Genomic DNA, 20558 nt, shown 5'->3' on the forward strand with positions numbered 1-20558 from the left:
CTACTTTTTGAAAATAAATTACCAAATTACGATCCGCTTATTCTTCGGCACGAATAGCTTATCCCCTTCCTTGATATCAAAAGCTTCGTAAAATGCATCCATATTCACCAGCGGACCGACTGCCCGGTATTGAGCCGGCGAATGTGGATCCGTCTTTACCTGGTTGACTACAAACGCTTCCGTGGTCTTCGTCCGCCAAACGGTTGCCCAAGAAAGAAAAAATCGTTGTTGCTGCGTAAAGCCATCGATTGAACCCGGATCGCCCGTATCCTTCAAATATAGCTGAAGTGCTTCGTAAGCCACGGACGTTCCCCCTAAGTCACCGATATTTTCACCTAAGGTGAACCGCCCGTTCACGAAGACACCAGGCACTGGCTCGTATGCTTCGAATTGAGCAGCCAATGCGGAAGCGGCGGCTTCAAACGCGGCTTTATCACCTTCTGTCCACCAATTATTCAAGTTTCCGTCGCCGTCGTATTGAGAACCACTGTCGTCAAACCCATGAGACAATTCATGACCGATAACGGCACCAATCCCACCGAAGTTGACCGCTGGATCTGCTTTGTAGTCATAAAATGGCGGCTGCAAAATCGCAGCGGGAAAAACAATCTCGTTATAGGGAGGGTTATAATACGCGTTCACCGTTTGCGGTGTCATCTCCCATTCGGTTTTGTCTACCGGTTTATCTTGCTTCGCAAGTTCTTCCTCAAACCGCCAACGGCGGGCGTTCACAACGTTTTCAAATAGCGAGGATCCAACTTCAAGTTTAGCGTAATCCTTCCATTTATCCGGATATCCGATCTTGACGTTGAACTTACTCAGTTTTTCAAGCGCCTTTTCCTTGGTTTCGGCAGACATCCATTGCAATTGCCCGATCCGGTGAGCAAAAGCTTTCCGGAGGTAGGAAACCAATTCCTGTGCGGTAGCTTTTGCTTCCGCAGGGAAATACTCGGCAACATACAATTTCCCCAATAATTCGCCGGCCATGCTGTTCACAAACTGCAGTCCGCGTTTATCAAGTGATCGTTGTTCCTTTTGTCCCCTTAGCGTCTTTCCCCAAAAATCGAAACTGATTTGATCCAATTCGCTCGTCAGCATCGTAGCCGCATCCTCAACGATCTTATAGCGAAGAAATTCTTTGATCATTTCGAGGTTTTCGGGTTTCAGCACCTGGTCCAGTTCCTCGTAGTACTTCAATTCATCGATGATCACCGTATCGGCTGTGAACCCCAGATCCGCCAGGTATTGGGCGAGGTCGATGTGCTTCACCAAGTTTTTCAGGTCAGCTACCGCCACGGGGTTATAGCGGAGCGAAGCGTTGCGCACTTCCTCCACCGTAAGCATACGGCTAGCCAATTCCTTTTCGAAAGCAACAATTTTGGGACCTTTCAAATCGCGGGTTCGCTGCCCCGCCTTGGGAAGCAGTACATTGATATAGCCCTGATAGTCTGCTAACGTCTTTGTGTTGGTCTCATCCTCTTTCTGATAATAAGCCCGTCCCAGTCCCAGGTCTGCTGCACTTAAATAGACGGTGTTCACATCACTGTTTTTCATATCGGCCGATACACTTATCGAGAAAAGCGGATTCCCACCTACTGGGGCCATCTCTACGAGGTACCGATATAAATCATCAAAATCACCTATTGCATCTACGTTTCGAAGAAACGGCTTGATGGGTTCAATACCGATCCGATCCCTTGCGTCAAAGTCGATATAACTCCGGTACAGATCCGCTATTTTCTGACCGTCTGAGCCATTCGGATAACGCTGTTCCAAGGATTCCTGTAGAATTTTCAACGTAGCTTCATTGGTATTTTCAGCCAGTTGATTGAAACTCCCCCAGCGAGACTGGTCGGATGGGATCTCCACCGTTTTCATCCAATTCCCATTCACGTAATTATAAAAATCATCCTGCGGGCGCACCGAGGTGTCCATAAAATCCGGATTGATGGCATGAGGCTGTTGGGCTGAGGCTGCTGCGGAGGCAACTATTAATGCCACCATTGTCAAATGCTTCTTGTTCATGTGTTAATAATTTGCTTTAAGGCCACATGGAACCTGCACGTTCATCGCCTTTAACCGAAGTCGCTGACATGGCAGGTTTCATGTGCTATTATTTATAAAAAAAAGCAAAATTAGGAAATAATTGTCGTATCTTCGCATCCACAAGATTTAATCCCATGAAACTGGCATACAGCATCCAAATAGTCCCGTTCTATCGGGATCGGGCTTGAGGCCATCGGCAGCAAGGCCATTGGCATTTCCCTTTTTCAGGTTTTTCCTGAAACAATCCATTATTTTTTTACGTCTTAATTTTAATCATTACCTTTCTGTGGAGTAATGTGTTTACTGACCCGGGAAGGCAAAAAAACGAATCATTGATACCATGGTACCTACGTGGAAACGAACATTCGCCATCATCTGGAGTGGGCAATTTATATCTTTATTAACTAGTTCGGCAGTCAATTTTGCCATCATCATCTGGCTCAGTTTAGAGACCGGATCTGCTGAAGTCCTGGCTTTTGCAGCGATTGCTGCTTTTCTTCCCCAAACACTCATCGGACCGTTTGCTGGTGTCTTCATTGATCGATGGGACCGCAAGCGGACCATGATGGCCGCCGATGGATTCATCGCTCTTTGCACATTGATCCTATCCGTGCTTTTCTATTTGGGATATTCCGAATTGCTATTTGTTTATATCCTCCTCGCACTGCGGTCAGTAGGCTCCGCATTTCATATGCCCGCGATGCAGGCCTCCGTGCCCCTATTGGCACCGGAATCCGAACTGCTCCGCATCGGAGGCGTTAACCAGGTCATTCAGTCCGTTTCGAGCATCGGGGGGCCGGCACTGGGCGCTTTCGCCATTGGCTTGATGGACATCGGATACGTGTTGCTATTGGATATTGGCGGGGCGATCATGGCGATCACCTCACTCTTGTTGGTGCATATTCCCAATCCTGAAAAGGCTGAAACAGGACAACGAACAGGAATAAAAGAGGTGTTACACGACCTGAAGCTGGGCATCGCAGCTGTGACCTCAAATCGAGGAATATCCTGGCTCTTTGGATTTTCCATTCTAGCTACATTCTGTATCATGCCGGTTGCCGTATTATTTCCATTGTTGACATTACAGCATTTTGAAGGAGGAAAATTCGAAATGAGTATCATCGAAGTAGTCTGGGGTATTGGTATGCTGGTTGGCGGTGGCGTGCTGGGGATATTCAAACCCACATTGAATAAAATCATTATCATCAACACCATGCATCTGCTGCTGGGTATCAGTCTGGCAGCGTCTGGCTTATTGCCACCTTCCGGATTCATTCTTTTTGTGGTACTCACCATCCTGGGCGGTGTAGCTGCCTCTATCTACAATGCGTCGTTCACGACCGTCTTGCAGGAACAGATAAATCCCGCTATGCTCGGGCGGGTATTTTCCATGTATTTCAGCATCGCGCTGCTTCCATCGATGATTGGGCTGTTGAGCACGGGATTCTTGGCTGATACAATCGGCATTAGTCTCACATTTGTCATACTGGGCAGTATGATCGGTGTCATCGGCATTGTCTCCTTTTTTGTACCCGAGTTGATGAAGCTGGGTTTAAAAACGAGCGAACAGCCGGTACCCGAGGAACAGGAAATGGATACGTAGCCAAAGCCATCGTGGCAGTATTACGGTACGATAAACACTGGTGCTCCGGTCAATTTAATGGTACCGGACACAGTGGTTTGCTTATTTTCCCAATCGAACTGTGTAGCGGTCTTGATCTGGAACGATGCCGGAAAATTGTATTCAGCCGTTGCCGTTTCCGATGTGCCACTGGTTTTCGCCCATAGCACATAGCGATAGTCTTTACCTTCAACGGAATAAAAGGCCCCACCGCCGATATGCGAAGGCAACTGCAATTCCGCCGTTGCGGCGGGGTCATACTGCCTAGTGGCCAAGAGATGGCTTACTGTGCGCCACGCTATCCCCCCGGGTGTGATGGTTGCATTGTAAGGACCGGATGTGAGCTGTTGGTAGAGCCCCATCGCTTGATAAGGGTCGGTGACCTGTGCCAACGGTTTACTTTCAGTAGGACCAAAAATGTATAATCCACTGATACCTGCCTGCTGTGCAACGATTGCTGCCTTGATTAAAAAGTTACGTTGCACCTCATCACCGCCAACGTAACCGTCGATGGATTTGCGGGGAATATTGACTTCGGTGACAATGAAGGTCTTTCCCGCCTTGGACGTGCCATCATAGGCATATTTATTCAGCACATCCTGAAACTGATTCTTGTGGTCGACCACCGCTGCCGCCGCCGCATCCGAATTGCGGTTATCGCCCAAGTAATACATCGGATACACATGGTAACTTAAACCGTCGAACCATTCGCCCCCCTTCTTGGAATAATCGGCGTTTACTTTACCGCCATCGGGATTATCGGTATTGCGCAATATGGCATCCAGGAAACCGGGATAGCCCAAACCGCCGACACAGACCACCCCCGTTTCATCCAGGTGTTTGACAATCTCGTAGGTGATCCGGAGCATCCGCACATACGATTGGATGGGTGCGGCAAAATTGGGTAGGTCGCAGGGGTTGGGATCCGACTGAGTCCAAGTCTGGGTAGCCGACCAGTTGTTGGTATAATCCGGTTCATTCCAGACCTCCCAATACTTTACATAAGGGCTGTATGTCTTTACGACATTATATACGTAGCTAGCATAGTAATTATCCGGATTCACTTTTCCGGGCGATAACCATATCGGTTCATACAGCTTGGCAAAGGTCTGTGACTGGACCCCATTGCAGTATCGGGTCTGATCCCGGTGTGCATCCGTAGGTCCATTGAGAAAAATCGTGTGATTTTTGCCGCCAAGTTGCCGGTATTTTTCAAAAGCATCTACCCGGATGTCATAGCCCCATTGCTCCACAAAATAATCATACATCGCAGGGCGCAAGCTGTTTACACCTGCACCCGGAATATCTTTTGCCGGATTTCCCATCAGCAGTTCAGCCAGTTGTTCATCAGACCAGCCTGAATAAGCCCCCATGTTGGATCCATACAGGAATAACCCATTTAAGCCTGTCGGTGCAGGACCGCCCAACCCCACGGAACCGTCATCCGGGCCGTCTATCGGGTCAATACCCGACTTTTCTTTTGAACACGAACAAAGCAGCAACGCAACCAGCACCACACATAGCGCCCCGGCTTCACGATACGAATAAAATAACTTAACCAACATTCAATGATAAGTAGTGGACATTGTTCTTCAAAGCAAAATTATTCGTCAAAACTTATACCAAAAAATAATCCGTGGTGGCGCTATTTTCCCTTTGCAGCCAGTAGAATTTACGCAGTGTTTGTAAATTTGATTCGAACCAATGTGAATTGCATATGAAAAGCCTGGTTGTATTTCTGGTTACCTGCTGCTTAGTTGGCAAGACCACGGCTCAATCCATAACTCCCGACTCCCTGCTGGAACTCAAAAGCCTATTGGAGTCTCACTTTTCTGAAACAACTATCCGCGATATAGCTGTTGATTTTGAGCTTAAACGCGATTCTGTTAGCCGTGACTACAAGCTGACCGGTAGCATCCTGGAGCTGGTCGAATTCGCACCGATGGAGGCCCTTCAGCGAAAAATCAGCAAATTATACTCGTCAACCGACATTACAGCGTACACAGGCACCGTCCATTTTGACCGATATACAGATCGTGCAATTGTAGATGTCCATCCCCTCACCGAAGACAGGATTTTTTATAGCGTGCCTAGTATGCCGAATCCAACCGGTGGTATAGAAGCTTTTTCCCGGCGTTTTCATGATTTCCTAAGAAGTCAGCAGGAAAAGGGACTGATTCATACCGATGCCGTTGCAAGCTTATCAAAATTCAGATTTATCGTGGAGCGGGACGGTTCGCTGATGTCGTTGGACACAGGTATCATCGAAGCATTATTTAATGCTTTTGTGCAGCAGGATTAGCATCTTCCCCACCTACTGTCCGGTATGGAACAAATTTCCAGTTAGGAAAATGAAGTTTTACGTATTTTTTTGTACTTTTCGGCAGGAAATTGCGGTTTGTATTTATGACTGTTGTAGTCTTCGTTTCCGCTAAACATCATGTTTGAAAACGCAATAACTTTGCCTTTAAGGTTATCTGGAATGAAATATATTTTTTTAGGTTTGGCAATCGTTCTTGAAGTGGTCGGCACATCATTCTTGAATGCGTCGAATGGGTTTTCGAGAATAACACCTACCTTAGTATCCATCGTTTCCTATGTGATTTGCTTTTACTTCCTGTCATTGGCAATCAAACAGATTCCTTTGGGGATTGCTTACGCCATTTGGTGTGGATTGGGTATCGGACTTACGGCAATAGTTTCCGTGGTCGTTTTCAAGCAAAAACTGGATTTGGCAGCGGTGATGGGAATGGCATTGATCGGCGCTGGAGTAGTGGTCATGAGCTTGTTTTCAAAAAGCAGTGTCCATTGATTTTTTGCTCAGTTAATCATCAACCAAGAAATCGACGACCAAAAAGTGTTGGCGCATTCCGCTCGGGCATTATTATGGATGTTATAGAAGAGAATGCCGAACGGCTGGATGCGATTTACAACCCGAAGCGGGAGTTGCCGGAAAAGTAAAAGACGCGTTACCAAAATAGCGTAACAAATCGGCATAAAAATCGTCGAACTCATATGGGAAAACTAACCGTAATAACATGCCTATTATCATTTGTTGGAATGGTTGCCTTTGGCCAAGATTTCGACAAAAACAAACTGGACGCCTATTTCGATACGCTTGCGAAGAACGATCGGTTCATGGGCAGTGTTGCTATCTCAAAAAATGGCGAAGTGATCTACACGAAATCGGTGGGATACCTCGAAGTAGGCAAACCCAAAGCAGCGGACGAAAACACCAAATACCGGATAGGATCGATCAGCAAACCATTTACGGCTACGTTAATCATGAAAGCGGTGGCAGAAAACAAACTGCGTCTGGACCAAACGATTGAGCGTTACTTCCCGTCGGTAGAAAATGCTGCAGAAATAACCGTAAGCCAGTTGCTTAATCACCGCAGCGGTATCGCGAACTTCACAAACAGCCCCGACTACCTGGAGTGGCATACACAACCCAAATCAGAACAGGAACTGGTGGCCATCATTGCTGCAGGCGGTAGTGACTTCGAGCCGGATACCAAAGCCAACTATAGTAATTCCAACTACGTATTGCTGACCTACCTATTGGAAAGAGTTTTTGAGCAATCATATGCATCACTGTTGCAAGAGTACATTGCCCAGCCGGTTGGCTTACCAAACACGTTCGTAGGCGCCGCAATCAACCCGGAAAACAATGAAGCGCGGTCTTACAAAGCCGCAAATGGGTGGGTTGTGGAAGCCGAAACCGACATGTCGATACCGCTTGGCGCCGGAGCCATCGTAGCTACACCGACAGACATCATCCGGTTTGGTGAAGCGCTGCTTACCGGTAAAATCATACCTGAAGAAAGTGTAACACTGATGGAAACCATCAAAGACGGTTACGGTATGGGCTTGTTTCAAATGCCGTTTCACGAAAAGCAAGCCTTTGGGCACTCGGGCGGTATTGACGGGTTTCGTTCCACTTGGGGGTATTTTCCGGATGAGTATGTTTCATTTGCCCTGACGTCCAATGGTGCGGCAATGAACACAAACGATGTAGCCATCGCCGTACTGAGCGCTGTCTTCAATAAACCTTATGACATACCGGTATTCAGCAACTACCAACTGCAAGAAGACGAGGTACAGCAGTACCTGGGCGTATATGCTTCCACGCAATTACCCATCAAGATAACCATCACCAATGAAGGGAATACATTACTGGCACAAGCAACCGGACAGCCTTCTTTTCGATTGGAGGCCACTGCAAAAGATAAATTTAAATTCGATCCAGCCGGCGTGGTCATTGAATTCGATCCGGCAAAGGATTTACTAATCCTTAAGCAAAACGGTGGTGAGTTTACGTTTACCAAGGAGTAGATTTGCTTTTTCAACTTTTTATCGGCAACTTAGCAACCAATTGTAAACAGACGACGCCACACGTCAATACTAAATTACCGTATCCAATAAAAATTATCGCGGTATTACTTTTTTGCTGTGCCCATGAAAAACCTAGCGCTAACCGTATTAAACTTAGCTGAGAGACGCTTTCTCTCAAAAGCAACCACCAGTTATGAGCCCAACTTGCATGACCGTGCCTCGCTGTTGAAACGCACGGACCAGAGACAGGGCTGCAAGTATGGCTCGCTGATCTCCCATGGTATCGGGCGGCTACTCTGCTATCACCAATACCGCGTTTCTGAACCCGTGACCTTCTATTCCTTTCCAATAGAGCGCGTCATCACGTTGCGTATTCAGGCCGCAGGCCAGGCCAACCTAAATTATACCAAACAAGCCACCGTTAAGCAGCTGTGCCGGGAAGACGAATGCCAGTTGTTTTGGCAGGGATCCGAATTATTGAAAAGCATCTTTTACCCGATGATCACCACCAGCTCGAACTACACTACCGACCATCGGTATTGGAAAGCCTATCCAATAGCCCGAAAGTCAAAAGGCTGATCAAACTCTCCCAGCATAGTAAACGAGGCCCGCTTGATTTTCATATGGTGCAGATCAACGACGAAATTGAGGCGCACGTCGCTAATCTCATGGAAGAAATTCAGGAGGGAACGCCGAGCGTAAAACGATTCCATTACCTTGCTGACTGCCTCTTGTTAGCATGCCTTGGTGAAGATACACAGGCGTTGGAGTGGAATGAGGACGCTTTGGAAGCACCCGAAAACACCGGCATTACGGAAGAAGAAAAACAGCTGACAGCAGCGATCGATTCACTGAGCGGACCGGCATTGCATAAAGAATTCCACGAATGCCTACGGTTACATCGTGAGCGGACTGATTTTCTGCAACGTGAGTTAGCATTGGTCGAGTCGACAAGCGCACAATATGACGAAATCTGTAAGGAATCAGTGGCCCATCTCAGTTCCGTTTATATTAAATTAGCGCAGTTTTTCGCCACCCAATACAAAACCGGTCATTGGGGGGCAACGGCACAAAAAAAGTTGAAGCGTGCTATTATTGCATCCTGTAAAGATGCGTTTGAACTGAAGAAGCCAAGCGCCGAAGAATTGGATTTCTATTATCAATGGGCCCCCGCCCCCAACCCCGCCGTCCATATGGGCATGAAGGAATTTGGCACGTTTTTGTCGAATAACATGCCCGATCAACTACGGGATGCCATGAACCTGGCGCAGCTGCCCGATACGCCAGAAGGTCGCAGAATTTTCACCGAGCGTCTAAAAGAATACCCCGATTTTCAATCCGTTAACGAGGCATCGGAACGGGATAAACACCCTGCTGTAGTGGCGCTGTACCATCATCTAATGGAAGCACTAGCCGATCGGATAGCAATTACCGAAGACGGGCGCTTAACGCGTGATGATGCAATCAGACTGCTCGACAACGCCTATGATGACGACGACCTATTTGCGCTCTTCATGGTCGAAATCAAGTGCTTTGCCAATGATCCGAAATACCTTGAACAGCAGGACGATCAAAAAATGCGATGGTTCGTGGTGTCACTCCGTCGGGAGACACAGCGATTGGAAGATGAAATCAAGCAGCTGCCGAACGTATGGGGATATTGTAACGTCGAACTTTTTCGGTCACTGCATGAAGACGACCATGCGTTTAAAAAGAAAGCAGTCGAAGACGCTAGCATTGTTGAAGAAACCGCAAAAAGATTGGCGGCTGTGTATAACCAATTGTACGCAAGACCAACGGCGAAGCGGGTGATGGCTCGCGCCGACCAAGTGCTAGCAGCTGCCCGATAGCGCTCGAAAAAAACGGATGTACCGTCACGCCGATACATCCGCTCTTGTCAACTCCGCATCGGCTATTACCGACGCCTGAGCCACTGCAGCATCCAGGTCACCACGAAGCTGACGACCGCACCGATCACAGCGAGTATGGCCGTCTTCAGTACGTCATGCAAGCCCAGCTGAGCAAGCATGCTTAGCAGCGTGCCGCCACCGGTACCGATGCCGAGCTGAATGTTATTCGCTTTCATCACCGTCCTCCCTTTTTTGGTTCGCTGCAGTCACGGCGTCGAGTATCCCCAAGGCCAGCGCCATATACTTGGCCACTGCAACCACCTTTGGCGGCAATTTCAGCGGCGAAGCGATGATGAGCTGGCTGGCCATTGCCAGCCCCCCTTTGATCCTGTCGTATAATGTCGGCTTCTCCGCTTCGGGAAGCTCAACGGTTTCTTTAATTGTTTTCATTTTTTGTATTTGTAATCAATTTTTTGTAAATAACTTGCAAACTCAATAGAACGGTAACGCTCGCTTCACTCACGCCACTAGTTTCCTTATGGGATGGGGGCGCTGTTTAGCAAGCCCAACGGAACTGCAACGCTCGCTCTGCTCACGCCACTAGGTTCCTTGTGGACTTGGTAAGCAGCTGGGGTGTTGGAAAAAACCCTTACCCCTGCCCCCATTCGGTTTACAACCAGCGCAGACACGACCTAGGATGGGGGTGCTGTTAGCAACCCAACGAAACTGTAACGCTCGCTCCGCTCACGCCACTAGGTTTCTTATGGGCTTACTAAGCAGCTGGTTGAGTTGGGAAGCCCGGATCCAGTCGTGGAGCACTGGTTGTAAACCACTATCCTGTCATTCCCTTTATCCATTTCCGCCACGAGTAAGCCATACACGTACTTATAGGCCACAGCCGAATGCAGCACCTGGTAATCGCCATTCAGCAGTTGCCAGTACGACCCCGTGAGCGGACAGCCCGCAGTCTGCGTGTGGTAGTTGCCGATGTGGATGAACACCAAATCGAAATCGGGGATGCCCGTAATCTCCACCATGCCACGGTGCACCTTCGGGTATTTCACCCCGTATTGCGCATTCATACCCGCCCACGGGTTGAGCCGCAGTCCATATTCCCCTTCGGGGATGCAGGTCAGTCCCCGTATCTTCTCCTCGCGGATGGAGTCTTCCAGCAGGTAGCAGACGAAAAGGCTACCGATGTAGAGGTGGCTGAGGGTACTGTGCTTCCCCTGCGCCACCCGAACAATTTTAGTTATTTTTAGTTCATTCATAATCAAATTATTAAATCCAACCAACTCCCCAATGGGTTTATGACCGGTGCAGACTAAAACCCATATCAACCCTCCCCAAAAACTGGCTGTTCGAAAACCGCTTTAGGTCGCGGTCAGCCACACAGACGTAGATCAATGAGGTGCTATCCACCGGAAGCTCCGAAAGATCGAGCGTGGCCAATCCATCGCTACGCACCGCCTTGCCAACCGTTACCGACCGTTCCTGCAGGTTATAACAGGCAACCATGACGCAGTCGTCGGCATGGCCACTGAACGGTGAAACGAAAGGCAACCACGTCACCGTGATCTCCGATCCGGTCTGTTCAAGTACCGCGTCTGGCAGTTGCATCAGCGTGCCGCGGCTCAGCCTTACGGCAGCCGGGTTGACCGTGATGTCCGGAAATTCGCCTTCCATCGCATAGTTGAGCAGGTGGGATGCTGCGGCATTCATGGCCGTGGTTTTGGAGCGCGTGCCATGTGCCCCGGCAAATCCCATATAGATCATCTCCTTGAGGGGCTTCAGGAAGCCCATGGCCAAGCTCAGTTTACCCCTTGCCTCCTGTTGCTTGGGCGACGGCGCCTTGTCCGATCTGCGGGGGCGGCTACGGATGTAAAAGCCATGCGGTCCCTTGCAGCCAACCACATCGCCCACCGTACCCGAAAACATCAATAAATCCAGTAATCTTGCCATTGCTCGTTCTTCATTTTAAGGAACCGGGGCGTCTCGCCCCGGTTCGCGGTTTAACCAAAAAAGCCGGTAGGAACTACGTCAATACCACCGTCCCACCATACACCGTATCGGAGATCTGCGTACCATCACGGCTTACGCAAAACAGCCACACCTCGGCTTGGTGGCCCACCGTATCATCGTCCACCGCGATGACCGCCTGACCGACCGAACGCTGTACCACCTCATCCGAGGTGTAGAATATCGCCAGCTCGGGATCGTACAGGAGTACGTACACATCATCGTCCGCCTTACCGTCAAAGACGGTCACAGACGGCCGCCAATTGACAGTCACGTCGTTTTCGCCGGCCACCAGGGTTACACCCCGCGGCTTCAACAGGCCACCATTGCTAAACCGCAGCTTGCTGTAGTCGATGGTGAAATCGGGGTATTCGCCCGTTACGGCCGGTAAGTTTTCCCCCATCGCAAGGTTGAAGAGTGTAGACCCGCCCGTATACGCCTTGGCGAAACCGATTTCAAACAGTCCTTTCAACGGGAGGAGAAACCTACCCATCAGCCCAAACCGCTGTTGCTGCGCCAACTGCGCCTCGGTAAACGGTTTGGTGCGCTTCTTGGGCAGGCCGCGCATGTAGTGGATATCGCGCCAGCTGCTCCCGATGATGCTGCCTACCTTTCCGGAAAAAGTGCCTATTGCACCGTTAAGAAATTTTGCCATTGTATTTTATTTTATGTTTAACTTCCATTCAGTGCCGGCGTCCTGTCCAGAGACAGCCCAACGCCGACGACACAAACGTAAACAGCTTTCAGGCAAATAAACAAATTCAAATAACTGATAGTCAGTACTATGACAGGAATTCCAATGATTCTGTCAGGATGCTGCCGGGAAGATGACAGGTGCCGTACACGGTCGGCGCACCGGATGGCATCGGCTTATCGCAGGGGTGGTGTTGGAGACCGCTTCGGGTCTGATTGGGTGAAGCAATTGAACCCCAACTGGACTTGGTCTGCCCGCCAATTGGCGCCGCCAAACCAAATCCAGTTCCAGTACACACCCCGCCCGGTCGCAATCCAGAGCGAAGTCCGAAGCGGGTTACAAGCGCGGGGCGAGCCGCAGCGAAGCGCTACCGATTTACGGCTGTAGCCCGAGGTAATACCGCCGGCACCGCTCGATGTCACTGTGGCGGAATAGCCGCGTTCCCTTATCTCCGTAAGAATCAATGGGCAGCTTTCCTTTGCCGGTAAGTCGATATAGGGTTCGGTCTACTACACCGATCCGGTCGGCCGCATAGCTGGCATCGTACAATGGATCGGGTTCAGGCGTATTACATGCAACTGGGGGATGTTGGCATACCATGTCGAATACCTGATCCAGTTTTTCCAAGGGGAAACGCTCAGCAATAAAGGCTAATTTCCGATCAATAGAAGCCAGGTAAGCTTCGCAGCGTTCTAGTTGCTTTAACATAACAGTAGATGTTTAGGCCACACAACTGCATGCCCGGCAGCTGCCTACCCTGGCCAGGTGGCCGACCGTAAGGTCTTCCAGACAGCCCCGGCCTTCGGGACAAAGCAGCCGCACCAAATGAGATGGCGGGTTATCAATTGCATGCTAAGATAGCCCGTTGCCAACGCTTTACAAAATTACCGCTTGGCCATTATCGCCGTTGATCTTTTCCCCTTCTTGCCCATTTCAGTAACCCTATGAACAACTTGCCGAATATACCATAAGCGGTATATGTCGCGTTCCAACGCTCCTTCGGAATCAACATATACACATCCACCTCCAAGCTTTCAGCGATGCGGTAGATGCGGTAAATTGACGGATTGGTTTCGTTTAGCTCGATTTTGGACAGCGCCTTCTGTGTGATTCCCGCCTTGAGCGCGATTCCATCCTGTACATAGTTTTTCTTTTTACGGATGTACCTGATCCGTTCGCCGAGTGTAGGGAGGTTATACACATCTTCCATGATACATGCAAATTTTCTGACTACAAATTCAGAACCCACGGTTCTCAAAAAACCACTAATTCAGTACCGCGAGTACTCATATAACTAACTGAATAATAAATATTTAAATAAAAACAACTGACCTTTGTAAGGTCGTCAATGGAGGCGACTTTCGAATTTAAGATCATGAAAAAGCAAACACAACAAACTGAGCAGACCTTACGCATCCCCGCAGGGACCATGCTTATCGGCAACGCCGAAAAAGAATCGATGCATGGTGGGGCCCGCCGCCCGAATGCCGGCGCGTGGAAGGCCGGGCAGGCATTAATCGGCATGCAGTTCTTTGGAGTAATCGGACTTGGCTTCTTCTTTCTGTAAACCATCTCATCCACCAAAGTGGTTCCATAATTCGCTGACTATTTCCGGACGTATAAGTACGGCGGTTATCGCACCGGCTGCACAGCCGAGAAGGTGCACCAGGTGGTTTGTCTGCAATTTCATCAACCATGCCACCGCGCACCCGGCCGGTATGGCAAAGGCAAAATGGTAAGCCTTCATCCACGGCATCCCGGGAGAAGTATCCAGCGGAAAGTAAATGTAGAAAAACACGGTCATCGCAAATGCAAACCCGGATAGGCCAACGGCTGACGCGGCGGGTTGCTTGCGCAAACGTACCCCTTCCATCAGGTTGCAAAAAGATACGGTGCCTACCACCAAAAAGCACAAAGCACCGCTCGCAACGGGGAATCCAAAGTCGTCTACCAGCATATACTCCACCTCGGTCATGAAAAAAACGCAAACACCGATGTTGAATAACAAATGCAGCCATCCGCCATGAATGAACGCGGATGTGACCAACGTCCACGGCCTTTTACCGGCAAACACCTGGCCCGGCTGGAAAACGTTGGCATAATAAAATGAGCGATGGAAAAAACCGGCTACGCTGGTCATAAACACCAGCGCCAAAAATAAGTAGCTAACGATAGCCTCGTTAAACTGCGGAATCATAATTTTCGTGTTAAAGTTATAATTGATGCTGAAAATCAGCGGCTTGTTTCAAACAAATATACGAACCTAATTTTTAACTACCAAACCCATAGGCATGAAACCTATTCAACAACAGGGCGAACACGACTGTGGGGCGGCCTGCCTGGCGGCTATTGCCACCCATTACGGTTGTGCCATTTCACTGGCGGAGGTACGGCTGCTGCTACCGCCCGGGCAAGCCGCCATCGCCGATATCGAGCACGCTGCGGCTACCCTGGGTTTCGAACATGCGGCTATACGCGCTGCGGACGAGCACCTTGCAGAAGCACAGCTTCCATGCATGGCACTACTTACGGACCAAGGCGCACTACCGCATTATGTGGTGATATGCCACGTGAGTGCCCGGTGGGTCCGTGTGATGGATCCCGCTACAGGGAAGTTTTGCCGCTACACCCGCAGTTCCTTCAATATCATGTGGGAAAAGGCATTGATCTTGCTGATGCCCAAAGCCGCCTTTGGCCATCAGGAGGGCCAGCCACCGTTGCTCAGGCAGGTTTGGTTACTGCTTTATCCCCACCGCAGGGCGGTTGGAGCTGCCATTATAGCCACCGCTTGCTACGCGATGCTCTCCTACGCAAGCGCTTTTTTTGTCGCCGCAATAACCGATCACGTGTTACCCCAAGCGGCTGGGGGCTTGCTGCTGGCACTTGGCGTAGTCATGCTGGCTAATCTATGCCTCCAACAATCGGCCAGAACATGGCAGTCACTGTTGCTATTGCGCATCAGTCGCAAGCTCGACGCGCGTCTTATCGGCGGCTTTTGCCGCCATCTCTTGCGTCTTCCATTAGTGGTTTTCGACCGTTACCGAACTGGCGAACTCCTTACGCGTGTTGGCAACGCGGTGCGGCTCCGCGAGTTTGCGTGCAATCTAGCAATCCAATGTGCCACGCCCTTATTTACTGTTGTCCTTCTGCTGCCCCTACTGCTAAGCAGTCATTACCAGCTGGCACTACTCTTTGCGGGCGCTATGGTATGTTACCTTGTTGGCCATTTACTCGCCAGCCGGTTGAACCGGCGTGGCCAGTACCGGCTCATTGCCGCACAGGCCGGTTTTGAAGCCGAGCTCACGCATACCCTGCACACCGTTGGCACACACCGCCTCGCCGGCACGGAAGCCCTTGCCGCCACCAAATTGGAGAGCCGGTTAGCCAAGGTATTGCACGCAGATTATCACTCGGGATTGAACCGGATTTTCTCAGAAACCGCCGCAGATACCATCGCACAAGGCACCACGTTGGCGCTGCTGTGGATAGGTGGTGCATTGGTACTTGAGGGCGCCCTAACGCTGGGCGAGGTGCTGGCGGTATATGCACTCAGTGGCTATTTCCATCGGGCTGCTTACCAACTGGCGCACCTCAGCCAAACCTGGCACGATGCCCGCGTGGCCAACGAACACCTGCAAGACCTGCAGACCATACCACCGGCCGAAGCGCATCACGCCACGCTGCTCCAGCCCGACCGTATCGGCGACATCCACTTCCAACGCGTTTGCTTTGCCTATCACCGCGGGCTTCCGGTGTTCGAGGCACTGGATTGCCATTTTCCCGCCGGCCGCATCACCGTGGTTACCGGCGAGAGCGGCTCGGGCAAAAGCACCCTGGTGCACCTGCTTACCAAGCGCTATCCAACGAGCAGCGGCACCATCCGGTTGGGGCGCCACGCGCTGCACCTCATCGGCCTGGAAACCATCCAGCGGCGCATGGGCATTGTGGCCCAACACCTCGACTTTACGGCCGGCACCATCGCCGAAAATGTCTGTGCCCCCGCCATGCCCGATGCTGATCGGTTGGCTGCGTTGTTTGACGATCTCGGATTGACGGGTTTCATCAACGCCCTGCCGCTGGGATGGGACACACCGATTGGCGAACGGGGTGCCACACTTTCCGGCGGCGAACGCCAGCGCATCGCCATTGCCCGGGCGCTTTACAAGCAGCCGCAAGTACTCGTGCTCGACGAAGGCACCGCCTCGCTCGACGCCGAAGCCGAAGCCGCAGTGCACCGGTGCCTGGCAGCGTGCCGCCAACAGGGCATCACCATTATTTTCATCAGCCATCGTCCGCGTTCGCTCGCCATCGCCGACCACCACATCCACCTTACCCCAATACATGAAAGACAGCCCCAACTCCCTATCCATTAACCCGCCGGGCCCGTGCCTGACCTCCCGTGATGCCCCGGGGGCGATGCGCGGGCCGGCATAAACACCCCCCGCCGTGCAACCCGCCATACAGATCGCCGATGGAGCCAACCTCGCCGATCACGGCAAGGCAACAGCTGAAGCATTGGCACACTGCCGCTACAGGCTACCCGGTGCCCACCACGGTGTATGGCAGCATCCGCATTGGCAAGTGGTGGAGCAAGCTTATGACCTGCCCGATGTTTACGTCAGCTATATTGAAGTAAAAGCACATTTGGCGGATACGTCCATCCCCATCCGTTGCCCCCGGCACGACCTTTATTGGCTGTACCTGCTGCGGGGTACGTTGGAGATTGCCACACGCAAGGCAGGGAAACCCCTGGTATACACAACGGAAAACCACTACCGGGTGAGCTACCTCCCCGCAGGCCGGTATGCGTGCCGCTTCCGCGAAGGCACGCACCGTATATTTTACGTGGTGCACAAACCGCAGGCCTTGTTCCGCGAAGAAAGCCCGGAGCTGGGTATGGAGGCCACGGTCATCCACGCCGTGAAAGCCCGGCTTGCCGCACATGCCACCAGCCCCCAACTTTCCATGCAGGACGGTTCAGCGGGGGCTATCGTTCGGTTTCTGCGCGCGCCGGGGGCCACGTTCCTCAAGCGCAAGCAGGCCATTATATACCTTTCGCTTGAACTGGTATTCATTGCTTACCAGGCCCTGCACGGCCGCGCCAAAGGAAAAGCCGTCGATGCGGAATGGGCCGGGCAGCTGAAAGCAACCATCGACCGATGCATTTTGCAGGGCACACCGGTCTCTGCCGACAGCGTGGCGGAGCAATTCCGGATTTCGGCCGTCTATGCGCGTAAGCTATTCAAAACGCACCACGGTGAACCAATCGGCAGCTACATCGCGCGGCAGAAACTGGAACTGGCCGTGCAATTGCTGCAGGAAGGCGACCAGCCGGCCAACGTGGCCCGGTATTTAGGATGGACGCCCGCACATTTCAGTAGGGCTTATAAAGCGCGGTTTGGCGCGTCGCCAATAGACATCTTGTAAGTTACCTACTTCTTCGAAAGTATCAAATAAATCAAGAATTCTCATATCAGATAAGTCAAGGGTGCGCCCCCAGCCCGACCTACTTTTGCTTTCATGAAGAATGAAAAAGACACCATCATTAAAGCAAGAGCCATCATCGCACGAGCCGAGACCCTCCCGCCCATTCCGGCTACCACGCCTGAGATGATCGGTCACTATCGGAAGTACCTCCAGCTCGGTCATCAGGACAGGGAACTGCTGCTGTTGTCGCCGTTCATTCCCCTCGGCCCACAGGTCACTGCCAATCCGGATGCCGATCCGTTTGTCATCCGGCTTTCCGACCCGACCCGCCCGGAAGGCCGTGTGGCCTACCTCCTGTTGCGCAACGGCGCCGTTGAATGGCGCTACCACCACGCGTGGATACGCCACGCGCGCTGCCCCATTGTACATGACCCGGTATTGATGCAATGGCTGGATGGCCTGTTTGCAGCCTTTTACCTCGATGCAGGCCTCCCCGGTTCGCTGGATGGTGCCCTTGAAATGCTCGGCCCGTGGGACCGCGTGCGTTGGGTGCAGACCAACCTCTTTGAAGGCGGCCGCCCCGAGGAAACGCTCACCGAAGAAATCGATGTGTGGGTCTACGACCTCAGCTACACAGCGCCCTTGGAGCAATTCCTTTGCTGGGTTTCCGAGGGGCTGGATAAAGACGGCGAACAGTTCCGCTACACCGCCTGTTGCGAAGGGGAAGATGCTGAGTTTTATTTTCTGCGGTACGGCAAGCGCGAGGCGATGGCCTTTCCCAACGGGCAGCCGGAGCCGCTCCGCTACCTAGCCGGGATCGTCAACGGCATCCTGCAGCCCGATTATGAGCTGCGCCGCTTCCGCGACAAGAAGCTGGGCAAAGACGGTATCCTGATGCCGCTAGCTCCGAACGATTGGGAAACGCTGACCACCGCCTATGGGCCGATGGCCATCGAGGCCCGGTTCACTCCCCTGCACGCGCCAAAAAAACAACGGCTGGTCTATCCGATGCCACGCTGATATCATGAAGCAAAAAAAGAACATATGGCTGCACCGTACACGGATCACCGGACTGATCCTGTGCACCCTGCTGGTCGCGGCGTACTGGGGGCTCTTTTTCTATAAAATCGCCGCGAATCTACCGGATTATTATTGCTCCATGATCCAGCATACGTTCCTTGGCTGGTTCCGCTACGCGCTGCTCGGCCTGCAACCGTTGCTGGCCGCTGCAACGGTTCTCTTGCTGCTGATTCCCAAGACCAACCTCATCGGGCTATTCCTTGCCTTCTTCCTATTCTCCATCCAAACCACCATGCACGGACTGGCCTGGGGCGCAGATTGGGTCTCGCCCGATGTGTTTTTACAGATGGGCACCTTGCTGTTGATCAGCTTCGGGGGGATATTCCTTTCAAAAAGCACCCCAAACACACGATATCTAACCGCTTGGCTATGAAAACGAACACAAAAGCATTCATCGTTTCCCACATCGTGGTCTTCATGACCGGTGTGGCGATTGCGGCCGCCGTGTTTCACCGGGAAGACCCGCATGCGCACCAACAACCTCCGATATTCACCTACGAAGAGTCGGATGAGGGTTGCGGCTGCCCGGATTCGCTGGGGGAGGAAAACATGGTAGAAGCCGATACCCTATGGATAAAATATAAACCCGCACAACGATAGCAGGCATGAAAATCGAACTCACATACGGCGGTCCCATCACAGGCTTGAACCTGTGGCGCTTTTTAGCCACGATGGCTGTCATGGGGCTTTGGCTGGTAGCGCTCTATGACCAGGTTTTTGAGCGTGAGGCGTTTGTAAACGGTATGCTGAAGCATGATTTCCCGGACTGGCTGGGCTATACGTTTATCGTACTTCTGCCGCTGGCCGAGGTCGCCGCGATCGCATTGCTGGTTATCCCGAAAACCAATCGTTGGGGCTTTCTCCTTTCAGCGGCCATGCTGCTCACGTTTACCGGATATATCGCAGCCGCGCTATTTGCCGGTTGGGTATCCTTTGACTGCTTTTGCAGCAAGTTCAACAGCGAATGGACGTGGATGACCCATTTCTGGTTCAACCTCGGCTTTCTACTGCTGGCCATCGCCGGCCTGTTATTATCCTTACGCATACGAAATCAAGGCAGCGGAGCCGGGGGCACCGCTGCCGAGGGCGTGTCGGCCAAAAGACGGATAGATAATTTTTTATTTCGAACAGTAAAACCTTAAAAAAATGAAAAAGGTATTCAAAGTGAATTTAGTAGCCGTAATGGCTGTGGTGATTGGATTGACGACGATGTCGTTTAAATTGGCCACTAAAGAGCAGTCCCAATGGCATCTGGTTGAATTTGACGCAACTGCTGGAAAGCATGAAATCAAAGCACAAATTGAGGCCCCGGATAGCGATTGCGAATTAAACACACCGCTTGACGAAATGTGCGCGATCGAATACGATCCCACAACCGACGGTGCAACTTATGTAGAGGACTTGCAGCCCACCACCCCACGCAACGAGGCGTGGAGAGACCTGCCGTAAGTGCCTTTTCAACCACAGCAAAGCAATAGGCAGGTGT

General features: G+C 51.4%; 25 protein-coding genes. 15 read left to right on the forward strand and 10 right to left on the reverse strand.

Going from position 1 to position 20558, the window contains the following annotated elements; all coding sequences use genetic code 11:
- Positions 1–18 precede the first annotated feature (18 nt).
- The gene (locus IEV98_RS15860) at positions 19–2025 is read right to left on the reverse strand and encodes a M13 family metallopeptidase (protein ID WP_188506999.1); all 2007 of its coding nucleotides are present in this window, start codon (positions 2023–2025) and stop codon (positions 19–21) included.
- Positions 2026–2386: 361 nt separating this feature from the next.
- Here IEV98_RS15860 and IEV98_RS15865 point away from each other — a divergent pair, with 361 nt between their 5' ends.
- Entirely contained in the window at positions 2387–3649 is a 1263-nt protein-coding gene (locus IEV98_RS15865; RefSeq protein WP_188507000.1) for an MFS transporter, read from the forward strand.
- A 20-nt stretch (positions 3650–3669) separates the two neighbouring features.
- Here IEV98_RS15865 and IEV98_RS15870 read toward each other — a convergent pair whose 3' ends face one another.
- Positions 3670–5232 carry a hypothetical protein gene (locus IEV98_RS15870; RefSeq protein WP_188507001.1) on the reverse strand — a complete coding sequence of 521 codons (1563 nt, stop codon included), beginning with the start codon at positions 5230–5232 and terminating at the stop codon, positions 3670–3672.
- A 152-nt stretch (positions 5233–5384) separates the two neighbouring features.
- Between IEV98_RS15870 and IEV98_RS15875 the strand changes: the two genes are divergently transcribed.
- The 5 genes from IEV98_RS15875 (at position 5385) to IEV98_RS15895 (ending at position 9852) form a co-directional block, all read left to right on the forward strand.
- Positions 5385–5969 carry a hypothetical protein gene (locus IEV98_RS15875; protein WP_188507002.1) on the forward strand — a complete coding sequence of 195 codons (585 nt, stop codon included), beginning with the start codon at positions 5385–5387 and terminating at the stop codon, positions 5967–5969.
- A 180-nt stretch (positions 5970–6149) separates the two neighbouring features.
- Positions 6150–6479: a DMT family transporter gene (locus IEV98_RS15880; protein WP_188507003.1), complete on the forward strand. Its 330-nt coding sequence runs from the start codon at positions 6150–6152 to the stop codon at positions 6477–6479.
- 203 nt (positions 6480–6682) lie between these two features.
- Positions 6683–8002 carry a serine hydrolase domain-containing protein gene (locus IEV98_RS15885; RefSeq protein ID WP_188507004.1) on the forward strand — a complete coding sequence of 440 codons (1320 nt, stop codon included), beginning with the start codon at positions 6683–6685 and terminating at the stop codon, positions 8000–8002.
- Between the two features lie 123 nt (positions 8003–8125).
- Entirely contained in the window at positions 8126–8581 is a 456-nt protein-coding gene (locus IEV98_RS15890; protein ID WP_188507005.1) for a hypothetical protein, read from the forward strand.
- Between the two features lie 44 nt (positions 8582–8625).
- A complete protein-coding gene (locus IEV98_RS15895; protein ID WP_188507006.1) occupies positions 8626–9852 on the forward strand; it encodes a hypothetical protein in 1227 nt (408 codons plus the stop codon).
- Between the two features lie 65 nt (positions 9853–9917).
- Here the strand turns inward: IEV98_RS15895 and IEV98_RS15900 are convergent, their stop codons facing one another.
- The 5 genes from IEV98_RS15900 to IEV98_RS15920 form a co-directional block, all read right to left on the reverse strand.
- Positions 9918–10088: a hypothetical protein gene (locus IEV98_RS15900; RefSeq protein ID WP_188507007.1), complete on the reverse strand. Its 171-nt coding sequence runs from the start codon at positions 10086–10088 to the stop codon at positions 9918–9920.
- A complete protein-coding gene (locus IEV98_RS15905) occupies positions 10075–10302 on the reverse strand; it encodes a hypothetical protein (RefSeq protein ID WP_188507008.1) in 228 nt (75 codons plus the stop codon). Before IEV98_RS15905 ends, IEV98_RS15900 begins: the two co-directional genes overlap by 14 nt.
- A gap of 311 nt (positions 10303–10613) precedes the next feature.
- On the reverse strand, positions 10614–11123 hold the full coding sequence (locus tag IEV98_RS15910) for a DUF5675 family protein (protein ID WP_188507009.1): 510 nt from the start codon (positions 11121–11123) through the stop codon (positions 10614–10616).
- Positions 11124–11160: 37 nt separating this feature from the next.
- Positions 11161–11814, reverse strand: a complete 654-nt coding sequence (locus IEV98_RS15915) for a DUF6266 family protein (protein WP_188507010.1) — start codon at positions 11812–11814, stop codon at positions 11161–11163.
- A gap of 73 nt (positions 11815–11887) precedes the next feature.
- Positions 11888–12526 (reverse strand): DUF6266 family protein, encoded by a 639-nt coding sequence (locus IEV98_RS15920; RefSeq protein ID WP_188507011.1) that lies wholly within the window; start codon positions 12524–12526, stop codon positions 11888–11890.
- A 129-nt stretch (positions 12527–12655) separates the two neighbouring features.
- Here IEV98_RS15920 and IEV98_RS15925 point away from each other — a divergent pair, with 129 nt between their 5' ends.
- A complete protein-coding gene (locus tag IEV98_RS15925) occupies positions 12656–12952 on the forward strand; it encodes a hypothetical protein (RefSeq protein WP_188507012.1) in 297 nt (98 codons plus the stop codon).
- Here the strand turns inward: IEV98_RS15925 and IEV98_RS15930 are convergent.
- Entirely contained in the window at positions 12941–13273 is a 333-nt protein-coding gene (locus IEV98_RS15930; RefSeq protein WP_188507013.1) for a helix-turn-helix domain-containing protein, read from the reverse strand. The two genes, IEV98_RS15925 and IEV98_RS15930, sit on opposite strands and share 12 nt — an antisense overlap.
- A gap of 190 nt (positions 13274–13463) precedes the next feature.
- The gene (locus IEV98_RS15935; RefSeq protein WP_188507014.1) at positions 13464–13775 is read right to left on the reverse strand and encodes a helix-turn-helix domain-containing protein; all 312 of its coding nucleotides are present in this window, start codon (positions 13773–13775) and stop codon (positions 13464–13466) included.
- A gap of 138 nt (positions 13776–13913) precedes the next feature.
- Between IEV98_RS15935 and IEV98_RS15940 the strand changes: the two genes are divergently transcribed.
- The gene (locus tag IEV98_RS15940; RefSeq protein ID WP_188507015.1) at positions 13914–14132 is read left to right on the forward strand and encodes a hypothetical protein; all 219 of its coding nucleotides are present in this window, start codon (positions 13914–13916) and stop codon (positions 14130–14132) included.
- A gap of 6 nt (positions 14133–14138) precedes the next feature.
- Here the strand turns inward: IEV98_RS15940 and IEV98_RS15945 are convergent, their stop codons facing one another.
- Positions 14139–14762: a rhomboid family intramembrane serine protease gene (locus IEV98_RS15945; protein ID WP_188507016.1), complete on the reverse strand. Its 624-nt coding sequence runs from the start codon at positions 14760–14762 to the stop codon at positions 14139–14141.
- 94 nt (positions 14763–14856) lie between these two features.
- On the opposite strand from IEV98_RS15945, the gene IEV98_RS15950 reads away from it, so the two are divergent.
- The 7 genes from IEV98_RS15950 (at position 14857) to IEV98_RS15980 (ending at position 20521) form a co-directional block, all read left to right on the forward strand.
- The gene (locus tag IEV98_RS15950; protein WP_188507017.1) at positions 14857–16938 is read left to right on the forward strand and encodes a peptidase domain-containing ABC transporter; all 2082 of its coding nucleotides are present in this window, start codon (positions 14857–14859) and stop codon (positions 16936–16938) included.
- A 73-nt stretch (positions 16939–17011) separates the two neighbouring features.
- Positions 17012–17992 carry a helix-turn-helix transcriptional regulator gene (locus IEV98_RS15955; RefSeq protein WP_188507018.1) on the forward strand — a complete coding sequence of 327 codons (981 nt, stop codon included), beginning with the start codon at positions 17012–17014 and terminating at the stop codon, positions 17990–17992.
- 93 nt (positions 17993–18085) lie between these two features.
- The gene (locus IEV98_RS15960; RefSeq protein ID WP_188507019.1) at positions 18086–19012 is read left to right on the forward strand and encodes a hypothetical protein; all 927 of its coding nucleotides are present in this window, start codon (positions 18086–18088) and stop codon (positions 19010–19012) included.
- Positions 19013–19016: 4 nt separating this feature from the next.
- Entirely contained in the window at positions 19017–19445 is a 429-nt protein-coding gene (locus IEV98_RS15965) for a hypothetical protein (RefSeq protein WP_188507020.1), read from the forward strand.
- Complete coding sequence (locus tag IEV98_RS15970; RefSeq protein ID WP_188507021.1) at positions 19442–19672, forward strand: hypothetical protein; 231 nt, start codon at positions 19442–19444, stop codon at positions 19670–19672. The genes IEV98_RS15965 and IEV98_RS15970 overlap by 4 nt, the downstream gene beginning before the upstream one ends.
- 5 nt (positions 19673–19677) lie before the next feature.
- Positions 19678–20214: a MauE/DoxX family redox-associated membrane protein gene (locus IEV98_RS15975; RefSeq protein WP_188507022.1), complete on the forward strand. Its 537-nt coding sequence runs from the start codon at positions 19678–19680 to the stop codon at positions 20212–20214.
- Positions 20215–20218: 4 nt separating this feature from the next.
- A complete protein-coding gene (locus IEV98_RS15980) occupies positions 20219–20521 on the forward strand; it encodes a hypothetical protein (protein ID WP_188507023.1) in 303 nt (100 codons plus the stop codon).
- The last annotated feature ends 37 nt before the right edge of the window (positions 20522–20558 follow it).

This window comes from Parapedobacter pyrenivorans (genome assembly GCF_014636865.1).
Taxonomy (GTDB): domain Bacteria; phylum Bacteroidota; class Bacteroidia; order Sphingobacteriales; family Sphingobacteriaceae; genus Parapedobacter; species Parapedobacter pyrenivorans.